General features: G+C 60.0%; 10 protein-coding genes and 3 pseudogenes. 7 read left to right on the top strand and 6 right to left on the bottom strand.

The genetic code is table 11. From position 1 onward, the window contains the following. The first annotated feature begins 33 nt into the window (after positions 1–33). Genes ABIB90_RS37675 through ABIB90_RS37665 form a run of 3 tightly spaced genes read left to right on the top strand, consistent with a single transcriptional unit; the run spans position 34 to position 4170 of the window. Positions 34–1491 (top strand): ferritin-like domain-containing protein, encoded by a 1458-nt coding sequence (locus ABIB90_RS37675; protein ID WP_354202536.1) that lies wholly within the window; start codon positions 34–36, stop codon positions 1489–1491. Between the two features lie 34 nt (positions 1492–1525). After that, positions 1526–3067: a LodA/GoxA family CTQ-dependent oxidase gene (locus ABIB90_RS37670; RefSeq protein ID WP_354202535.1), complete on the top strand. Its 1542-nt coding sequence runs from the start codon at positions 1526–1528 to the stop codon at positions 3065–3067. Positions 3068–3087: 20 nt separating this feature from the next. Beyond that, the gene (locus ABIB90_RS37665) at positions 3088–4170 is read left to right on the top strand and encodes an NAD(P)/FAD-dependent oxidoreductase (RefSeq protein WP_354202556.1); all 1083 of its coding nucleotides are present in this window, start codon (positions 3088–3090) and stop codon (positions 4168–4170) included. On the opposite strand, the pseudogene ABIB90_RS37660 reads toward ABIB90_RS37665, so the two are convergent. Further along, positions 4155–4362: pseudogene (locus ABIB90_RS37660) on the bottom strand (Ku protein); the annotation flags it as partial. The gene ABIB90_RS37665 and the pseudogene ABIB90_RS37660 sit on opposite strands and share 16 nt — an antisense overlap. Positions 4363–4553: 191 nt before the next feature. After that, positions 4554–6248, bottom strand: coding sequence for a vanadium-dependent haloperoxidase (locus ABIB90_RS37655; protein ID WP_354202534.1), 1695 nt, complete (start codon positions 6246–6248; stop codon positions 4554–4556). Between the two features lie 1404 nt (positions 6249–7652). On the opposite strand from ABIB90_RS37655, the gene ABIB90_RS37650 reads away from it, so the two are divergent. Beyond that, entirely contained in the window at positions 7653–8588 is a 936-nt protein-coding gene (locus ABIB90_RS37650) for a cyclase family protein (protein WP_354202533.1), read from the top strand. Between the two features lie 453 nt (positions 8589–9041). Next, on the top strand, positions 9042–10334 hold the full coding sequence (locus ABIB90_RS37645; RefSeq protein WP_354202532.1) for an MFS transporter: 1293 nt from the start codon (positions 9042–9044) through the stop codon (positions 10332–10334). 1017 nt (positions 10335–11351) lie between these two features. Here the strand turns inward: ABIB90_RS37645 and ABIB90_RS37640 are convergent. Beyond that, a pseudogene (locus tag ABIB90_RS37640) lies at positions 11352–12373 on the bottom strand (IS110 family RNA-guided transposase). A 327-nt stretch (positions 12374–12700) separates the two neighbouring features. After that, positions 12701–13737, bottom strand: a pseudogene (locus ABIB90_RS37635) (IS110 family RNA-guided transposase). Positions 13738–13944: 207 nt separating this feature from the next. Here ABIB90_RS37635 and ABIB90_RS37630 point away from each other — a divergent pair. Beyond that, positions 13945–14118 carry a hypothetical protein gene (locus ABIB90_RS37630; RefSeq protein ID WP_354202531.1) on the top strand — a complete coding sequence of 58 codons (174 nt, stop codon included), beginning with the start codon at positions 13945–13947 and terminating at the stop codon, positions 14116–14118. Between the two features lie 493 nt (positions 14119–14611). Here ABIB90_RS37630 and pimD read toward each other — a convergent pair whose 3' ends face one another. Together pimD and pimC are read right to left on the bottom strand one after the other, a co-directional pair. After that, positions 14612–15754, bottom strand: a complete 1143-nt coding sequence (gene pimD, locus ABIB90_RS37625) for a pimeloyl-CoA dehydrogenase small subunit (protein ID WP_354202530.1) — start codon at positions 15752–15754, stop codon at positions 14612–14614. A 64-nt stretch (positions 15755–15818) separates the two neighbouring features. Continuing rightward, on the bottom strand, positions 15819–17006 hold the full coding sequence (gene pimC / locus ABIB90_RS37620) for a pimeloyl-CoA dehydrogenase large subunit (RefSeq protein WP_354202529.1): 1188 nt from the start codon (positions 17004–17006) through the stop codon (positions 15819–15821). Positions 17007–18257: 1251 nt separating this feature from the next. Between pimC and ABIB90_RS37615 the strand changes: the two genes are divergently transcribed. Next, the coding region (locus ABIB90_RS37615; RefSeq protein WP_354202528.1) for an IS5 family transposase at positions 18258–19411 on the top strand (1154 nt) is incomplete at its 3' end.

The raw sequence follows: 19411 nt of genomic DNA, 5'->3' as shown, positions 1-19411 counted from the left end.
GGCTAACGACGGCGCCTCGCCGAAGGGAGCGGTATGTTCAATCCGCGTGTCTCTCCAGACTACCGCTGGGTGCGAGTGTCGACGAGACCTCTCTATCAGCTGGCGCGCAAGCAAGGCATGGGCGCGCGGATGAGGGAGCTCATAGGTCTTTTGCCCTTCCGCCGCGACGATGGACTTTCCAGGTTCTCGTTCGAACGGTCACTCGCCGAACTTGGTGTTCCCGCAACGGACATGTCGCCGGAGGACGAGCTCGTCCAACTTCTCAACGAGGCGGCCGAAATAGAGCAAGGTCTGATGCTTCAGTACCTCTATGCGGCGTATTCGCTGAAGGTTCTGATCGCTGCCGGTGCGGTTCGGCTAATCGCCATAGAAGAGATGGGCCACTTCGTCACGGTCCAGAATCTCCTGGCGGCATGCGGATCCGCTCCTTCCTTCGGGCGCGGCAGGTGGGGTCAGGGGAACGGCTTCAGACCATTTCCATTCAGGCTCGAGGCAGCCTCAGTCGGCTCCCTTGCCAAGTACGCGGTGGCCGAGATGCCCGATCCGGCCCTCGTGCCGCCTGACGTGAAGCCCGATCTGCCGGATCTCATAGCCCAAGCAGACAACTCCGCAGGAGAGCCGGTCGAAGGACATCGGGTCGGTCTACTCTACGCCAAGATCTATTGGCTGTTGCGTCAAAACGACGATCCTTTGCCAGATCCAACGAAAGAGCCGTGGGTGGGGTTTCCGGTCGCCGATATGGCCGCCAACGCCGACCTCCGAGGTCGCCACGTACGAGATGGCTTCGTCATTGACGCGAGAGATGTAAGCGCGATGCCAGAGCAGTGGAGGGGCAACTACACGAGCGTCATAGTGGATCCCATCTCAGGCAGGGATTCCGCGCTCGGAGCGATTGCGGAGATCGCCGCACAGGGCGAGGGATTCGGCAATGTCGCTCAAAGCCATTTCGGACGTTTCGTTGAAGCGTGGCGCCTCGCGAAGGCCTCCAACGACCTGGCGCTGCCAGTAGCCGTCAATCCGTTCTATGCCGGAAACGAAGGCGCGCCCGGCGACGAAATAACGTCCGCCGATGGACGGCTCTTCGCACTCATGGCGGACAAGGTTTACGAGTTGGTACTGCTCTGCACTGCGGCGCATCTTCTCCTGCCTAAGACCACGACGCCCGAAATCCGCGCCAAGCCCGCGAAGGCCGCAATAGTAGCGATGCGCGATTGCCTGAGCGTGCTGGCTGGAACGCTCTCGTCCATTGCTGTGTCCGATCAAAGTCAGGGAAAGGTCTGCGGCCTTCCTTTCACCGCGCCGAGCACACCGCTCGCTCCCGATCTCCAGAAGGTTGCCGGTCGGGCGCGCGATGTGATGGCCGAGGTGCACCAGGTCATTAGCGAAGTGGATCAATCGAATGCCTCGTCGACGCTGAAAATTACCGCCGCCAGCATCGGCGACACGCTCGACGATCCGATCAAACCTCTCTTAGATTCGCTGCCGGCTTAGCGTGGTCACAACTCGGGTGCGGGAGGCACACGTCATGGCGAAAATCTACAAGATTCATCCGGGCATAGGATTTGCCCGAGTTGGTCCGAGCACTCACGGCTACTTCCTGGCCGGAGAAGCGCTAGGCGCGGCACCCACGGACATAGATGCGGCGGGCAACGAGGTCGCCTTCAGCGGCTACAAGGATGCGGCCAAAATCATGCGACGGCAGGGAGCTCGATTTCGGATCTACGAGTACGATCGCGACGAGGCCAGCGGGACTGTCACACTCGTTCGCGAGGTCACCCTTGCGGAAGCCGATATCAAATGGTCCGTAACTTTGACCGCATCGAAGGCCGAGGGCAAACGGATGCAGGCCGTCATTGGAGCTGACGGCAAGCGGACTATCGTTCCGAGTGGTGATAACCGCAACGAGCCGCCACCGGGCTACACTCGAGCGGATCTCAAAACCACAGTAAATCTCGCCGTGAACGGACGTAACGCGGGACCCGCGCCGGGCACCGAACCCTTGGGACGGATCGTGGGTCAAGATATCTTCATTGGCGAGGCCCGCACCGACTCAGTGGGGCGCCTTGTGGTCCTGGCCGGCAGAGGTCGTTCGGCAAGTTGGGCCACGCCGGCAAGGCCAATGCCTGAATACCTGAACAATCCGACCTGGTACGATGATATCGCCGACGGCTCGGTCGATGCCACGATCACCTTAACGGGCCAAGCGCCGGTCTCCGCTGTTGGAGCTTGGGTGTTTACCGCACCGCCCGACTTCGCGCCGGACGTCTATCCTGTGACATCTCTGTTCGACATCGCCGAACAGGCGACCAACGTCCCATTGCCGGGCACGCTGACTTATCCGCAGGACATCGAACCGATCCTGCAACGTGGCGCTAATATTTGCTTCGTGAATACCAAGCCGAACTGGCAGCGATTCCGGGACAAGCTCAAAGCGCTTCCGAACCCGGGAAGCAACGCCGCGAGCGGGCAAGGAGATCGAAGGACGGTGCGCGACCTGTTGCTGGCGGCGGCTTCGCAGATGTCCGATTATCGGCTCACAGATCGGCAATCGCAGATTCTCGAGGCTTGGGTCAACGGTACCTTCCAAGAGCACGCCGACGCTGCGCGCCCCAGCCCGTCCCCGGCTGCCGTCCTCGACCGCGCCAGCCTGGAGCACTGCGTCGGCGGCGGGTTCTTTCCGGGCATAGAGGCGGGAACGGTGCTTCGCCAGCCGTCCATCTATGCCGAACTGGGCCGACTAATCCGCGGCAATTTTACCGACTACGATGGGACGGTATTGCCAATCGCACCGGGCCTTGTCTCGTCGCGAATGGCCTGCCCATGGCAGGCCGATTTCACCGAGTGCGCCGGCAACTGGTGGCCCGCTCAGCGACCCGATATCGCGGGCCGGTTGGCAGATGGCTCCGCCGGACCGGCGTGGGCGCGGGGATTGATAGTCATCAATGAGGAGAATCCGCAGAGTCATCAGAACATGGTTGATCACTTCGCGCAGCTCGGCGTGATCGTCAAAACAGGCGCCGGGTTTGCGGAAGCGGACCGCGACCCTGCCCTCGATACAGGCGTGTAATAGAGTTGCAAGTCGCGGACGTGGCAGTGGTCGGGGCGGGACCCGCCGGGTGCGCGGCGGCGATTGGCTTGGCTCGTGCGGGATTCGATGTTGTTCTCTTTGACCGGGCGCGGACCTATGGAAGCAAGCCGGGCGAGATCATCGAGTCTCGTGTTCGCGTTCCGCTTGCTGAACTCGGCATCGACGTCGCGTTCGATGCATTGAACTCCCTGGCTCTAGCGGGGAACGTATCGTCGTGGGACGAAGAGGGCTTCGTCGAGTCCGACGGGATGGTGAGTCCATATGGTCTGGGCGCTCTGATCGACAGGCCCAGATTCGAGGCTTGGCTGATTTCCGAGGCCGAGCGCGCGGGTGTCGCCGTCACCCGCTTGGGGCGGCAATTGCACGCGGAGCGCTCCGGCAATCGATGGTGTCTCGCTGATCGAGGGGAGCGGAAATCCCGATGTGTCGTTGCCCCTCTCGTCCTTCAGGCGACCGGGCGCGCGAAGGGGCCGATCGGGCCATATGAACGGACCGCGACGGATCGGTTGGTCGCCCTTCTGATGTATGGCCCAATGTCGAGCGGCTCGCCGGAGCAGAACCTGGTAATCGAGGCGGGACAGAACGGGTGGTGGTATGCGGCGCCGCTACCGCATGGCCAGGCGGTCGTTGCTTTCCTGACAGATGCCGATCTCCTTCCGAGGACGTGGGCGGCGAAGAAGGAATATTTTCGCGCTCAACTCGCCATCACAAGACTCGTCAGCGCCTTTTCGAAGACGCTCCCGACTGACCTTCCTCTGGTGGGTCATCCGGCCAACAGCGGCCTTCGACAAGTGATCCGCGGGGAGGGGTGGATTTGCATAGGGGAAGCTGCGGCCAGCTACGATCCTTTGTCCGGAAGGGGCGTCCCGCTTGCTTTGGCGAAAGGCACGGCTATTGCGAGGCTCATCGTCAACGGCGAGAGTGTGTCTCGCGCCTTTGAAGCATATGAGCAAGCCGAACGCGCCACGTTCGCGGACTACCTTGCCCAGCAGCGCTTGACGTACCGGCGTGCCGCTCCTCGGTTTTCCTCAGCTTTCTGGACGCGAAGGGGAAGCCGGAGTGCGAACGCATGGACCTCATAGGGATAGCGCAGCAGCGTTCCCATCAGGCCTTTGTCCATCGGCTCCAGCGCGATGATGTGCTCGCGGTTGGTCGGCACCTCGCGACCGATTGCGGCCTTGTTCGTTTCGCGAATGGTTTCGCGGATGACGGCAAATGCTGTGGCCGACCTTGCCGTCCGGAGTGAGGTAGCAGGGACGGATCAAGTAGCGAACTTGATGCGGTCGTCGGTCTTCCGGTTGAGCTGGTTGAACGAGACCTTTTCGGACTCCGACGACGGTTCCTCGGACTTCGTCGGATGAAGGTGACCAATGCCCTGGCACCTCGTCGCCACGTTGGCAACACTTGCAAAAAGCTTTGGAGAGGAGGCGCGCCGGACTTGTGATCCGACGCGCGTCGCGAGACACTACTTGAACGCTGACACGGCCTTGGCGGCCACGGCCTTGCCGACAGTCTCGCCGCCGCTCGCGTCGAACGACCAGTGCACACCGAGATAGACGCGACTGATTTTGTTCTGTTCGATCCCATCCTGCAGCGTAAAGGTTTGCTCCCAATTCGGTCGGATGGCGCCCGTGTTGTCGGTCGTCATGCCGTTCAACTCGTCGGACGTGAAGGTCACGCTGATGTCCTTTGGCTTCTTACCCAGCAGGCCCGCGAAAGTTTCGAAGCAGGCCGTGCCGAAGGTCGCGTGGCCGGACGGATAAGCGGGGAAGTTGGGCGTAAAGTTATCGCCTTCCGCTCCAGCCTTCAGTGGAGCGACCGGATTGCTCCGCGGGGCGCCAAGCGGCTTCCAGAAGGGGTCGCCTCTGTGTTTGCGGAGCGTGTTGCCGTCGCCGAGCTTGCTCGGTCCGAAGCCGGCGTCAGCCTCCCGGATCGCCGCCACGGGGCGCCAGAAATCATAGACATATTTCCAGTACCAGGCCGCGATGCCCGCGTCCGCCATCGCCGCATTGATGGCGGCCAGGACGTTGATCTTGGCCGGATGCGCCAAAGCCGTGAATGCGCTGCTCTTGACGACGACCTGATTGTAGAGCCGGGGCGGGGTGCCGAGCTTGTTTGATCCATCATAGCCCCAGAAAGTTCCGACGGTAGCGTGTCGTCGGAACACCGCCGTCCGCTCGGTGATATTGTCACGTCCATTAACGAATACATCATCGAACGCGTCGGCATAGTCTTGTGAGTTGAGAGCGGGCGGCGGCCCGAGCGGCGCGTCGGTCGCAACGTTGGTGAGGATGAACGGCGGGCACAGGCCCCAAGTGCGACCGAAGGACGGCCCTTTGGCGACCGGGTCCGGTCGATGATGGCCCGGATCGCTGCTGTACATGGCGTCGTTTTGCGGTAGTGCCGATCCATCATTTTGCCTGCTTGCGATCCATTTCTCGGCGATCTCGCAACCATAAGTCATGGCCTCGACACTCACGCCACTGCCAATCAGAGCCGACTGCTCGTTGATAAATCCGCTGAAATCTGGATAGAGAATTGTGCAGGCTCTGATGCCGGCGCCGATGACCGCACTACTTCCGACGTCATCGCCCGCGCCAAGGCCCGCCGGTTTGTTGGGCAATCCGGCGAGCTTCGGAGGATAGACACCCGTCACCTTGGCATACGCGTCGCGCGCCGCCAGATGGATAATGGCCAGCGCTCGCGCGGTCTTCGTTGGGCCGCCATTGTTGGCGTTGTGGCCGTCGCTGAAATCCCTGGCGACAAGATCAAGAGCAAGTTTATTGACGCTTAAAATGTCCATGTCAAAATGCCTTTCAACTTTTGGTGTTACGTTGTAAAAATAGCACGCACAGCGTTCGGATAATGTGAGAAATTTCATACCAAGCCTTCGCCGGGGGTGTGGTTTCCTGTCGCAGACTGTTCGGTCGCTCAACGCCAAAATGCTCATCAGCGTCCCGGTCTGATTGGGCCGCGTCGTGGCAAAATCGACGCTCTCACGCGCAAGCTCGAGCGGCAGGAGCTGGTGATCGCCGCGTTGCGATCGCGCGAGAGCAGTCCGGCGGCGCCGGGATGCCGCTGCCTCCAGGCGGACCACAGCGATGCGGTACCCAGCTGGCAAAGCCGAAACGCGCTGGCTTGGAGAAGGTCGGTCGATCATCGCGAGCCAATCCCGGTTCGCAGTCTAGTGTAGACCCTCGACCGTCACTCCTCGGTTTGTACTGCGTCTGAACCGGCCGCGGTCCCCTTCAAGGGCACGTCGGGAGGATCGGCGGCCGTCGCTTGCTCGGCGAACTTAGGCGGGGAACTGTACGAATGGTCCGAGGCCATCCTCCCTAAGCGCGCGCCGACCCCACTGCTCGCCGGCAATACCGGGGGTCTCAGAGGCTCCCAGAGGACATTGCAGCCATCTGGCTGCGCGGCTCAGCCGCCTATTCCACCAGCTTCCTATCCCGCGGCTTTATCCGCTTGGACCGTGGTAGCCACTACGGCAATGCCGATCCAGTTCGCCCAACCAAATCGACCGCACTAGCATACGAGATCCGCACCGCCGCCGAGTAGCCCCGGACGGCTTTCTCCGCGCGCTAGCGATTACTGTAAAATCAAAAACTTGCAGGAAACGACTCGGACCTAAAGCCCGACACGACCAAATGACTCGTTCCTAAGGTCAAATCCGACGCGTTCTTTCAGCGCCGGATCGTGAGTGTTCAATGAGTTAGCCGACTCGTTGTTAATGTGTCAGCATAGGATCTATCGGCGGTCGAGCCCGAGCCTTGCGATGACCATGTTTGGGCTTTCGATGTCACAGTTCCTGACCGCCTCCTATAAATCCGATTTTTCCGGAAGCCTTACCTACTTCCTCCTGGTGAACGGGTCCGCTTTGTCGGCCATACCACCTATGATCTTGGCGTGGTCTCTCGCGAGTTTCTCCTCCTCACCCCGCTGTCAGAAATATCGTCAGAACCAATCATCGGGAACGAGCGAGGATATCAGCGTTGGTAGCGGCAATATGATATCGTCGATCAGCCGAGTTGAGCGGGCTAAGCAGCCACGCAAAGTGCCGCCGCAGTCCGCAAACGGCTTTCACAGGTTCAAGGTTCGCGTAATCGAGCACGTCCAGGCACTCTAGATGATCAACGGCTGCCAAATGCTGACTTGGCGCGGAGCAACTGGCCTACATCTCGCTTTCCTGAGTGACACTGTTCAGCTGCGGCGAATCGGCAGCGGCTGAAGGCGAGAGCCCGCTGACGCTGTTGCGTTTTCATTTCCTAAATGCGCTCACCCAATCGATCAGTTGCTGAGCACGTCACGAGGCGCGGCACACTGGTAGGAAAGCTGCGCATCGACGCGATCGGGCGCAGAAATTCGTCAGGACGCCGGTCGATTTAAGCGGCCAGAATTGTCGCGAATCGGTAACTTTCTCACGCAGAAGAAGCGCTTCGCGACGACACAATAGTTCGCGATGGCGCCGCTTGGCCAACCAAGAACGTCAAGCCAGCCTAGAGGCATCCCATCGAACAGGGCCGAGGCGGCCCATAATTTCGCGACAAACAAGGAGCCGGCCATGCGGCCCGTCAATTTTGACTTTCTTGCCGACAAGCTGCGCAACTGGGGGCGATGGGGCGAAGCCGATCAGCGCGGCACGCTTAACCACATCGGGCCAGAAACACTGAAGAACGCAGCCGCCGAGGTGCGCGTTGGCAAGCTCTTTAATCTCGGTTTGCGGTTCGACCGGCACGGGCCTCAGCTGGGACGCAAGCGGTTCAACCCGATGGTCTACGCGACCGACCTTTTCACCCCCATGAGCCCCGCCGCGCCGGACGTCTGTTACTCCGATGACGTCATCCACATGCCCTTGCAATGTTCAACGCAATGGGACGCGCTCGGCCATGTTCACTATGACGGCCATCTTTACAATGGCTGCAACGCGCGCGAATGCCTCACCGAAAACGGCGCGCTCAAGATGGGCATCAACCATCTGGCAACCCCCGGCATTGTTTCGCGCGGGGTGCTGCTCGATATCGCACGGCTAAAGGGGGTCGAGCGGCTGCCGCTCGACTACGCGATCACGGTCGACGATCTGAACGCCGCCTGCCAGAAGGAGAGCGTGAGCGTCGGAGCCGGTGACATCCTTTTGGTGCGCACTGGCCATATGCTGTGGTTCACCGCGGACGGCGACCGCGACCGCTTTATGGGGATACAACCGGGCCTCAGCTATACCTGCGCCGAATGGGCTCATGACAAGTCGCTGGCCGCCGTGGCCGCGGATAACATGGCTGTCGAGATCCTGGATTCAGAGGGGCTGGCATCGGAGATGCCCCTCGCCTTCCACATGCTGGCGCTGCGAGACATGGGCATGCCGCTTGGGGAGATGTTCAACTTGGAGGCGCTGGCAGCGGACTGCGCCGCCGACGGACGGTACAGCTTCCTGCTTGCAGCTCCGCCTCTGGAGGTTACCGGCGGCTTTGGCTCGCCCGTGAACCCGCACGCGCTGAAATAGGCTGGCCTTAAGAGTGGTGGCTACGCGCCGGCTTTCGAAAATGCAGCGCTTAAGACGTTCGCGTTCAAACCACGACTTAATCGCGCCTTTGCAGGAAGCGCTCATGGCTCGTCGTTCGCGTGGGTCATGCTTCAAATTTTGCGGGGCCGCGATGAAAAAACAAGTAAGTAACGAGTGCGGATATTACCGGAAAAATAGCCGTGATTAGAAGGTAAGCATGGGCAATGGGCACCGGTACCGTGGAATGTAGCGTTGCCGATCTGCGGCAAGAAGACTTTCACCTGAATTTACGTCCAAGACGCCGAAGTTCGGCAAGCACGGACGATCCACACGAAAATTCGGCCGCGGAACTCGCATAAGCTGCGTTTCGATGGCTTGCTTTCCCTTTTGACAGACGTGGGACGCCGGCCGGACCAATACTTTCGCAACAAGCGGGGTTAGCAAGAACGCCACATGTCCGATATGCCCAGGCTTTCGCGCCGCGCCTTCGCTATCATCTTCTGTCTTTCGATAACTACCGCAATTGGCAATACTGGCTTGCAGTCAGTGCTTCCGTCGATCGGCCGCTCGATTGGCATCGCGGACTGGATGGTGACGGCCATTTTCTCGCTCTCCTCCCTATTGTGGGCTGTGACCTCACCCTTCTGGGCTCGTCAATCTGATCTGCGTGGTCGTAAACCCCTCATGATCATCGGCCTTGCTGGATTTGCGGTTTCCATGGTGCTCTGCGGCCTGGTGGTAAGCGCCGGCCTGGCCCATTTGACTACTCCCACAATCATCTTCGGATGTTTCCTCGTCTGTCGCGCGATCTATGGGCTCTTCGGCTCGGCCACCAGCCCGGCGAATCAAACCTACATCGCGGAGCGCACCTGCCCTGCCGACCGCACGCGGTGGATATCCAGCATCGCTGGGGCTTCTAGCCTTGGCACCGTGGTTGGCCCAGTGCTGGCGCCACTTTTCATCATCGAAAACTTTGGATACGCAGGGCCGCTGTACGCGTTTGCCCTGATCGCCACGACAATGCTGATTATTGTCGCCCGCTATCTAGATGAGGCGCCGATCTTGGCGACGAAGCCACCGCTCCGGAGTGACAAGACGGCGCGTGGACCGCCGTGGCTCCGCTCCAACTTTGTCCCCTTCCTCGCTTACGGCTTCCTGCTCTTCGTTTGCCAGAATGCGCTGGCACAGACGTTGGGTTTTCTTATCATCGACAAAACGAGCAAAGAGCTACCTGAGCTCCCATCCCCGGACTTGCTGCGCATAGCGCAAGGCCATATCGAGATTGCGATGGTCTGCGGGGCTCTCGCCGGTTTGCTTGCGCTCTGGGCCTTCATCCCCATTTTCCGCATGACGCCGAAAGCCCTACTGCGGTGGGGTGCCGGACTGGCCTCTCTCGGCAGCGTCTCGGTCGCCCTCTCGTCAGATTATGCTATCGCTATCCTGGGCTATGCCCTGGCGAGCCTAGGCTTCTCCTTGGCCCGACCGGGCTTCATCGTCGGCGCGTCCCTTTCCGTTCCGATGAAAGAGCAGGCCCGTGTGGCCGGAGCTATTGGGGCGATCAGTGGTGTTAATGTGCTTTTCGCGCCGTTCGCGGTGAGCCTTTACGAGGTTTTCCCTCGCGGTCCGTTTCTCCTCGAGTCCGTTGTGCTCGCTGGCTTGCTTGCCTATGCTTGTCTCAGTCCAACGCTACGCAACGTGGGGAGGCGCGCCAGGGCCGAGGAGGTCAACGACAAACCTGCGCTCTAGCACCGCGCCTTGGGTGCAAGGCGCTTGAGCTTTCACCGACACCGTAGGCGATAGCTGCAGCGGCGCCGCTGCAGTTAGTTCCTCTTCGCGTTCGGTGCCTCGGAAAGCTCGTTGTTTGCGCGCGAGCCATAGACGACCACAATCGGATACTGACGATCGCTAGCACTTCGATTGAATAGCTAGCTGGGGCGTCCCTTTGCGAGATCAGATATCAAAGCGATCCAGTGGGGCGTCTGGGCACCCGCAGCTTCGGCGGGCAGCGCTCTTGATGGGTTCGGGTAATGAGGCAACGCAAAACGGATTCGCTGATGACGGAGTCGGCACGCGATTCAACACATGGCATCAGCACCAGAGGAATAGCATTACGGACGTTAGAGGTCGACCTTTCGTTGACTATGCTAGCCGATGTGCTGAAAGATCCCCAGCGTTCGGTTTCCCATCCCAAACAAAAGCAATAAGGGCCGCACGAGGCAGAATTACAAGTACCACGAGAAAGATGCATCCAGGCAGCGGCAGCCAAGCAGACTCAATGTGTTGGCCTGGTCCATGACGAAGCCCGCCAGAACCGACGTCGCTCACATGCAGCGGCTGAGCTTAGCTTGCCGCCACGCCAGCCAACGCTCCTGTATGTGGCCCCAGTCGGTCTTGCTGTCCGGACGTTTCGCCACAAACCAAGCAGCGTCGAACCGGGCAGCCTTCGCTGCATTGTCGGGGTTTATTATAGCGCGACATATGTGGAACGTATATGGACCCCGCCCGATTGCAACGACTGGCTTGATCAGGATCGACGGCCACAACTGCTGACGTATATCCGGCTTCTTGATGCGGCTGGACAACGTCTCCGCCGCGAGCCTCGATGGTTTTCGCCCGCTTCCACCTCAACGGCCCCGAGACATCGGCGCAAGCCGTGCCGGTCCACACATCAGGTTCGGGAAGCGACGGGGTGACCGTTTCGCCATCTCCTGCCATTTGTTGCAATTGCCGGTGAGACCTCCTTTCCTTGATTGCCGCTTCGCTTCAGGCCGCCTTCACCGAAAGCGCCGGCTCATAAGCCGCGCCGCCTGTGAGCATAGCCCACACGATCCGCGCGTTCTTGTTGGCAAGAGCCACGGCCGCGACATTGGGATGGCGCCGTTGCCGCATCTTGCCGAGCCAGAGGCTTCGCGGATCCTGCTTGCCATTAGCACGGCTTAAAGCGGCGCGAGCTCCGTGAATCATCAGCGTCCGCAGGTATCGATCGCCCCGTTTGCTGATGCCGAACAAGCGGGCCCGCCCTCCACTGGATCGCTGCTTGGGTACCAAGCCGCGAACTGTCGGCCGTTCTTGAAACAGCTTCTATCGCCCACGGCGGCGACCAAGGCTGTTGCTGTCACAGGTCCGACGCCTTCGATTTTGCCGAGCCGCTGGCACTGCTCACTCGTACGGAAGATTTCCCTTATCCGCCGGTCATAGGCTGCAATGCGGGTATCAAGCTCGGACAACTCCTCTTGCAGTTCCCTCATGAGCGCTCGGAGCATCTCGCTGAGGTCGTCATTGATGTTTCCTACGATGACCGCGAGGCCACGCCGCAGCTGCGCGATGTCACGGGCAATGACAATCCCATGCTCGGACAGAAGACCGCGAATCTGATTGACGAGCCTGACTCGATCGGCGACCAGGCGCCGGCGAATGCGGTGGACGGCCTGTACCGCCAGCTGATCGGTTGATTTCGGTGGCACGAAGCGCATGGACGGACGACCGACCGCTTCGCAGATGGCTTCCGCATCGTTCTGGTCGTTTTTGTTCGACTTGACGTATGGTGTCACGAACTGAGGGCTGATTAGTCGGACCTGATGGCCAAGCTCCGTGAGCACGCGAGCCCAATAGTGTGCCCCGTTGGAAGCCTCCATGCCGACCAGGCAGGCCGGTAAATTGGTGAAAAAGCCGGCCACCGCATCGCGACGTAACCTCTTTCGCACAACGACTTTCCCGTGGTTGTCGACGCCGTGAACTTCGAAGACATACTTCGCCAGATCTAGACCTATCCGAACGACCTGCATAACATCCTCCTTCGCTGCAGTTGACGCTTGAGATTCCACCGCGGCAAGGGCGGGGTCCATACCATTGGCCCCGCGGGCAAGTGCTTTTTTAGACATTTCGTCCTCCGGGACCGGTGCGGTCATATGTCCGGCCTTTCAGCGCGGTCGTGGACCGCTGGCCTCGATGAAATTCGCGACGCGAGGGGCTGATCAATCTGACGCGCTTTAAGCGCATTGTCGCGCCGGCCTCTCTCGCCTCGGGATTTCGTCCCGTGGGGTCATCGTCTATTATGCACCTCGCCTCTGTCCGGCTACGCGCCGGGCAGTCTGTTCTGGTCGTCGTTCGGCTCAGGCACGTGCTGCGCCGCTTGCTGCGCCAGTATTTCGACAGCTCCCGCCCTTGGTGAGGAGCGCCCAGATGATCCTCGCGATCTTGTTGGCAAGCGCGACCGCGACTACCTTGAAAGGCCGTCGCGCCAAAAGCGCGATTAGCCACCGCGGCGCTTTCTCGTTGCCCTTCACGCGTCGCAGGATCGACGTCGCGCCACAAACAAGCAGCGAGCGGAGCGTCGGATTGCCCATTTTCGATATGCCGCCGAGCCGTTCCTTGCCGCCGCTAGAATGAGGCTTTGGCGTCAGTCCCAGCCAGGCGGCGAAGTGACGGCCGGATTTGAATCCTTCGGGATCCGGGACGGCTTTGACGGAAGCCGCCGTGATCGCTCCAACGCCCGGAATTGTGATCAGCCGCCGCATGTCCTCGTCACGCTTCACCTCGCCGACGATCCCTCGTTCGAGCTTATCGATCTGGCCCGTCAATGCCTCGATCTGATCGGCGATTTCGGCCAAAGCCAAGCGGGCGGCTTTTGGCAGGCAAACGTCCTCATCGTCACGCACGATCTCGATCAACTCTGCTACTTTCGCCGTGCCGATGGCGGCTATAATGCCCAACTCCGACAAATGCCCGCGAAGCGCGTTGATCGCCTGAGTTTGCTGGCGGAATAAAAGAGCGCGCGTCTTCAGAACCATGGCCGCCGCTGCTGATCGGCCGATTTGATCGGAACGAAACGCATGGTCTTGCGGGTCACAGCTTCGCTGATCGCCTCGGCGTCGGCAGCGTCCGTCTTGCCCCGTTTCACAAACGGCTTTACGTAAACCGGCGGGATCAAGCGCACGTCGTGACCGAGCGCCGCAATCTCGCGCGCCCAATAATGGGCACTGCCGCACGCCTCCAAGCCGACCAGACACGGCGGAAGCTTTTCGAAAAAGCGCAGCACTTCGGCCCGACGCAGTTTTCGATTTAAGATCGGCGCGCCCTCGGCGTCGGCGCCGTGTATTTGAAAAACGTTCTTGGCCAAATCCAGGCCGATGGTGCTAATCTGATTCACGGAACGGCTCCCTACCTTGTGGCGTTGCCAGCAACGACCACGTTTTAGCACTTTGATGCTGTCGGTTACGGGGCCGTTCCACACCATCAATCTGGATGGGAAGCCGCATTGCCTCGTCAGAAATGCCTGAACTAGTGAGTTATTCTGTTACGTAAGTTGTTCCCCCAATGGCAACGGAGCGTAGAGCCGGCGATGAGGAAATTGCCCTTGGCGACGCGCGCGGAACTGCAGTCTGTTTCGGCGCGGCTTTACAGAGTATCGAGCGGTGTCAAAAAGGGCCGCATTCCTGACGACGAGTTCTCCTTTCGCAAGAACGATCAGGCCTTTGTCGAGCAGAAGAATGGCGCGGTGATCCGACAAATGGTCCGCTATCCTCGTTGACAAAGATCAGGAGTTAAGCGTCAATTTTGACTTGGTGGGCCTTCCAGCGCGTCGAATTATGGGCGATGTTGGGGCGTTCACGTTCGGCCGGCAGGATCGCTTTTTGAAACTCAGCACTCCGGCGTGCACAAACGTCCCCACCGCCCGCAGATCCGTCTTGATCCCGCGCGTCACCAACTCCTTTGTCAACTTCCGCAAGCTGATGGCCCCAAGCGAACACGCTGGCGCAGTCAGTTGGCATTGGCACCGGACAGAACCGACTTGTTGTGACCACCGATCTCGCCGGACGGAACGCCTCTCCTCTCCCGCCTCAAATTCTTTCACTTCTTTACACAGGAGGGGCCGATCCGAAGCCGAAGTGTCTCCCTGCGTCGGTCGGTGTCAGAGCGCGTTCACGAGTGCCTACGAATAGGGGCGCAGCATCCATGCTGCCCCTCATTCTCCAGAATAGAGTTCGAAGTGGAATTTGGTGACATGCCCTAGCTACCACAAATCACGCCAACACGCCTGTCTCACTGACCCGACGAAGGTGATAGTCCGCATCGCCAAACGTGTTCTCGATCATGGTCAGCCTCTTAAAATAGTGGCCAATCTTAGCCGCCATGGTCATCCCGATCCCGCCATGAAGCTGGATCGACTGCTGACCGATGAATTTTCCGCTCCTGCCGATCTGCACTTTAGCCGCGGCGACGGCTTTTGCACGCTCGGCAGCATTATCGATATCCGCGGCCATGGTGGCGTACATCGACATCGAGCGCGCCTGTTCGAGCGCCACAAACATGTCGGCGGCGCGGTGCTGCAGACTCTGGAACGAGCCGATTGGCACTCCGAACTGCTTTCGCGTCTTCATATAATCGACTGTCACCTTCAGCGCTTCGTCCATCAGGCCGACCGCTTCCGCGCAAAGCGCGGTGCGGGCGTCGTCAGCCACCCGCTCGACCAGCGGCAACGCGTTCTCGGGATCGCCGATCGCGGCTGCGCTGCCCACCTCGACACTTGTGAAGCTCACGTCGGCGGCATGCAGCCCATCTTGGGTCAGGTAGCACCTTTTGGAAATGCCTCGCGCGTCGGTAGGCACCAGAAGGACCGCAATACCGCTGCTATCGCGTTGAGCGCCTTTGGTGCGCACGGTGACAATCAACGTGTCGGCGTTCTCGCCGTTGAGAACAACAAATTTTTCGCCGTCAATGACCCATCCATCGCCGCTCTTCTTCGCGGAGGTCGTCACGTCATTCAGATCATAGCGAGAGCTCTTTTCAAGTTGCGCGAATCCAAAGGTCTTGCTACCGTCAATAATCTCAGGCAGATGAGCTGCCTTCTGCACGTTCGAACCGCCATGCCGCAGGAAACCGCCGCCGATCACAACGGTGGCGAGATAAGGCTCGACCACAAGCGCTCGGCCGAACGCTTCCATCACGATCATAGTCTCCACGCCGCCGCCACCAAACCCGCTATCGGCTTCGGCAAAAGGGAGTCCGAGCAGACCCTGCTCAGCAAAGCGGCTCCAGACCACTCTGCTCCAGCCGCCCTTCTCCTTCAAATATTTCTTGCGCTCGTCGAAACCGTAGACATCGGTCAAGAGTCCATCGACGCTTTCCTTGAGGAGCCGCTGCTCCTCGGACAAATTGAAGTCCATATTTTAAGCTTCTCCAGGCGACAGATGTGGACCTCCTGCCGGTCCCATCGGTGTAAAAGAGGGGTTAGAGCCCAAGCACCGCCTTGGCAATGATGTTGCGCTGGATTTCGTCGGAGCCGCCGTAGATTGAGACTTTGCGGTTGTTAAAGTAGCTCGGCGCTATCTGCGTGGTCCAGTCCACTGCTTCATCGGGCGAATCGGGATGTTCGCTATAGGGCGCAGCGAATGGCCCGATCATCTCCATCAAGAGTTCCGTCGCGGTCTGCTGGCTTTGTGAGCCCTTGATCTTAAGCATGGACGACGCAGGATTTGACTTGCCCTTACCGTGCTTGCCTTCGTCCGCGACAATGCGCAGTTGCGTGAGCTCGAGTGCCTTCAGCTCGATCTCGGAGATGGCGAGCTTCTCCCGGAACATGGAATCCTCGATCATAGGCCGGCCGCCACTTTCGAAGTTTGCGGCCAGCTCCCTAATGCGCCGGATTCGCTCCTTGGAGACCCCAACCCGCGCAATGCCGGTGCGTTCGTTGCCGAGCAGAAACTTTGCGTAGTCCCAGCCTTTGTTCTCTTCGCCGATTAGGTTTTCGTAAGGCACCTCGACGTCATCGAAGAAGACCTCGTTGACCTCATGTCCGCCATCGATGGTCTGAATCGGACGCACCGTCACGCCCTTGGAATCCAAGCAGAACACGATGAAGGAAATGCCCATCTGCTTCTTTGCGCTAGAATCTGTGCGGCAGAGGCAGAAGATCATGTCGGCATGCTGCGCGAGCGTCGTCCAGGTCTTCTGGCCATTGATAATCCACTTGTCGCCCCTGCGTTCGGCCTTTGTCGTGAGCGAGGCGAGATCCGAGCCAGCGCCGGGTTCCGAAAAACCCTGGCACCACCAATCATCCACGTTTGCGATGCGCGGTAGGTAATATTGCTTTTGCGCTTCATTACCGAAGGTATAAATGACGGGGCCGACCATGCCGACGCCAAAGGCGAGCGGCGTCGGCGCCGGATACATCTGCAGCTCCTCCCTGAAGATGTAATGCTGAACCGAACTCCAGCCTGTGCCGCCGTACTCCTTCGGCCAGGGACTAACGTTCCACCCCTTCTTATTGAGGATGCGCCACCATGTCACCATTTCCTCCTTCGACACATGGCGGCCTTCGATCATCTTGCGCTGCAGCTGCGGCGATACAGTGTCGCGCAGAAACTGCCGGACTTGATGTCGGAATGCTTGCTCTTCCTTGGTGAATACAAGATCCATCGAATTCTCCTGCAACCGAATAAAGTGGGGGCCGCGTTAGGATGGCGACGCCTTCTCCATGCATGCCAATTGGAAGAGGCATCGAGGAGAGGTGGAGTCGAACGCGAAGTGTATCGAGAGGACTGGCGAGGGGCAAAGCATCCGCCTGTTATCAGCGCCCTTGCGTGGCGATACCAACGATTTCTCCTTTCTGGCCCCTGCGAACCCGTTAGACGATGGTGCCCCATGTCCGCGTTCGACTTCTCGTTTTCAGTTTGTCCCGCAGTGTGATGACTAGAGGCGTCTTGCTTCCCGTCAGGCGAGCGTGAAAGATTGCTTAGCTATTCCCGCATAATCGGCATCCTGAATTTCGGTAGCGAGAACATCGCCCATCCTGTACTCCTAAATGCATTCAGCCGCCTCTTCACAGTGTTGCCGCCGCTCTGCACCAACGTCTGTAGCAACGGTCGTGCCAGTTGAAAATAGTCTATAGTTCGCGAACAATCACCGGCGTTATGAACCGAACAGACATCGTACGCTGTGCGAAATCGGACAAGCATTGACAGTTCGACCGTCGTTTCCATAGCCGCGCGACGGGCTGGTGCAAATTTGCTAGCGTTCATTATCTCTCAGCTCGATGCGAATAGATGTGCGCTAACGGTCGCCTGCCGCCCGAGTGCTGTGGGCCTGCGAACGGTCGAATACAGAAGCCTCGGGTTTGCGCTAGAAAGACGCGCAATTGAGGCGCTTTCGAAACGACGGCTCACGAGCGAGGAGTTTCCACTACGGCTTCCGACGCTCGCGCAGTCCTTGATGCTGCCATCGTCGACCTGCAAGCTCGTTTGGCGAGCAGCGAACCGCAATAGCCGGTCCTAAGCAGACCGCCGACATCATCATCTAGCCCGACGGTTCTTCGATCAGCCTTCGCTTGATCAATGCTGATCCGGGCCCCGGGATGATCGTGAACGTGAGCGAGGACGGACGCATCGCTCGCGGTCTGCCGGGATCATTAGACGCGTGGCAGGGGTCGCGAGAGTTGAGTGACGAGCGCCCTGCCAATCAGCAATGCTGCGAACGCGCGCTGCGGCCGATCACCGCCTAGCAAGTCGTCTGTGAACAAGGCTCTAAGCGATTGAGCAGGAGTCAGTTTTCCGGTTGCGGCGGCATTTGAGATTGCAGGGATTGGGGGCTTGAGGCCGCCAAACCCTGCAATTTCGCTTTTGGATTCCCTTTCCCTGCGGCCCATGATTCTGTGGTGCATCGGAGGGAACGATGCGGCCGAAGAAGCACAAGACGACGGGATCGAACGATCTGTTCCGGGCGCGGCTGGACCAGATCATCAACATGAAGCACGAGCTGGTTCAGCTCGCCGGCAAGATCGATTGGGACTGGATCGACGGCGAGGTCGCGCCGCTCTACAGCGAGAATGGCCGGCCCGGGATCGAGACCCGGTTCATGATCGGGCTGCTGTTGCTCAAGCACACTTACGGGCTGTCCGATGAGGGCGTTTGCGAGCGCTGGGTTCACGACCCGTATTTCCAGTTCTTCACCGGGCAAGAGTTCTTTCAGCATGCCTTCCCGCACGAGCGCTCGGACCTGAGCCATTGGCGCAAGCGGCTCGGCGACAAGTTGGAGCTGCTGCTGGCGGAGAGCCTGCGGGTGGCGCACGAGGCCGGCGCGTTACGCGGCCAGGACCTCAAGCGCGTCACCGTCGACACCACGGTGCAGCCGAAGGCCATCACCTTTCCGACCGATGCCAAGCTGCTCCATGCGGCTATCAAGGGGGCTCAACCGCCTGGCGAGAAGGCACGCCGTCAGGCTGCGGCAATCCTATTCTCGTGTGGCAAGGCCGCCGCGATGATGGCGGGCCGCTACGCCCATGCCAAACAGTTCAGCCGGCATCAGCGGCAGTTGCGCATTCTGCGCAGCCGGCTCGGCCGCATCATCCGCGACATCCGCCGCAAGATCGAGGGCCAGCCGGCACTGGAGGAGGCATTCGCCCTCCCGCTTGGCCGGGCCGTGCAAATCCGCTCGCAGCAGCAGCGCCAGCGCGGCTGGAAGCTTTATTCCTTCCATGCCCCGGAGGTGGAATGCATCGGCAAAGGCAAGGCCGCCGCCCCTTACGAGTTCGGCGTGAAGGCCTCCATCGTCACCAACAACCGCCGGGCGCCCGGTGGCCTGTTCGTACTGCACGCCAGGTCGCTGCCCGATAATCCCTACGACGGTCATACCCTGCGGGACGTCATCGACCGCACCGAGACGCTCACCGGATGTCCGATCGAGCGGGCCTATGTCGACAAGGGATACCGCGGCCACGATGCTCAAAATCCACGTCGCGTCTTCATTTCGGGCCAGAAGCGCGGCGTGTTCGGCGCCATCAAGCGCGAGCTCCGGCGCCGCTCCGCCATCGAGCCCATCATCGGACA

Origin of the sequence: Bradyrhizobium sp. JR4.1, assembly GCF_040548605.1 — a bacterium.
Classification (GTDB): Bacteria; Pseudomonadota; Alphaproteobacteria; order Rhizobiales; family Xanthobacteraceae; genus Bradyrhizobium; species Bradyrhizobium canariense.
Note: the sequence above shows the minus strand (reverse complement) of the source record. Positions and strands in the feature narration are given on the sequence as shown.

Coding starts and splice junctions, on each gene's coding strand:
- ABIB90_RS37650 (WP_354202533.1), top strand. CDS start 7,653: ATGCGGCCCGTCAATTTTGACTTTCTTGCCGACAAGCTGCGCAACTGG.
- pimC (WP_354202529.1), bottom strand. CDS start 17,006: ATGGATCTTGTATTCACCAAGGAAGAGCAAGCATTCCGACATCAAGTC.
- ABIB90_RS37655 (WP_354202534.1), bottom strand. CDS start 6,248: ATGATCGACCGACCTTCTCCAAGCCAGCGCGTTTCGGCTTTGCCAGCT.
- ABIB90_RS37675 (WP_354202536.1), top strand. CDS start 34: ATGTTCAATCCGCGTGTCTCTCCAGACTACCGCTGGGTGCGAGTGTCG.
- ABIB90_RS37670 (WP_354202535.1), top strand. CDS start 1,526: ATGGCGAAAATCTACAAGATTCATCCGGGCATAGGATTTGCCCGAGTT.
- pimD (WP_354202530.1), bottom strand. CDS start 15,754: ATGGACTTCAATTTGTCCGAGGAGCAGCGGCTCCTCAAGGAAAGCGTC.
- ABIB90_RS37645 (WP_354202532.1), top strand. CDS start 9,042: ATGTCCGATATGCCCAGGCTTTCGCGCCGCGCCTTCGCTATCATCTTC.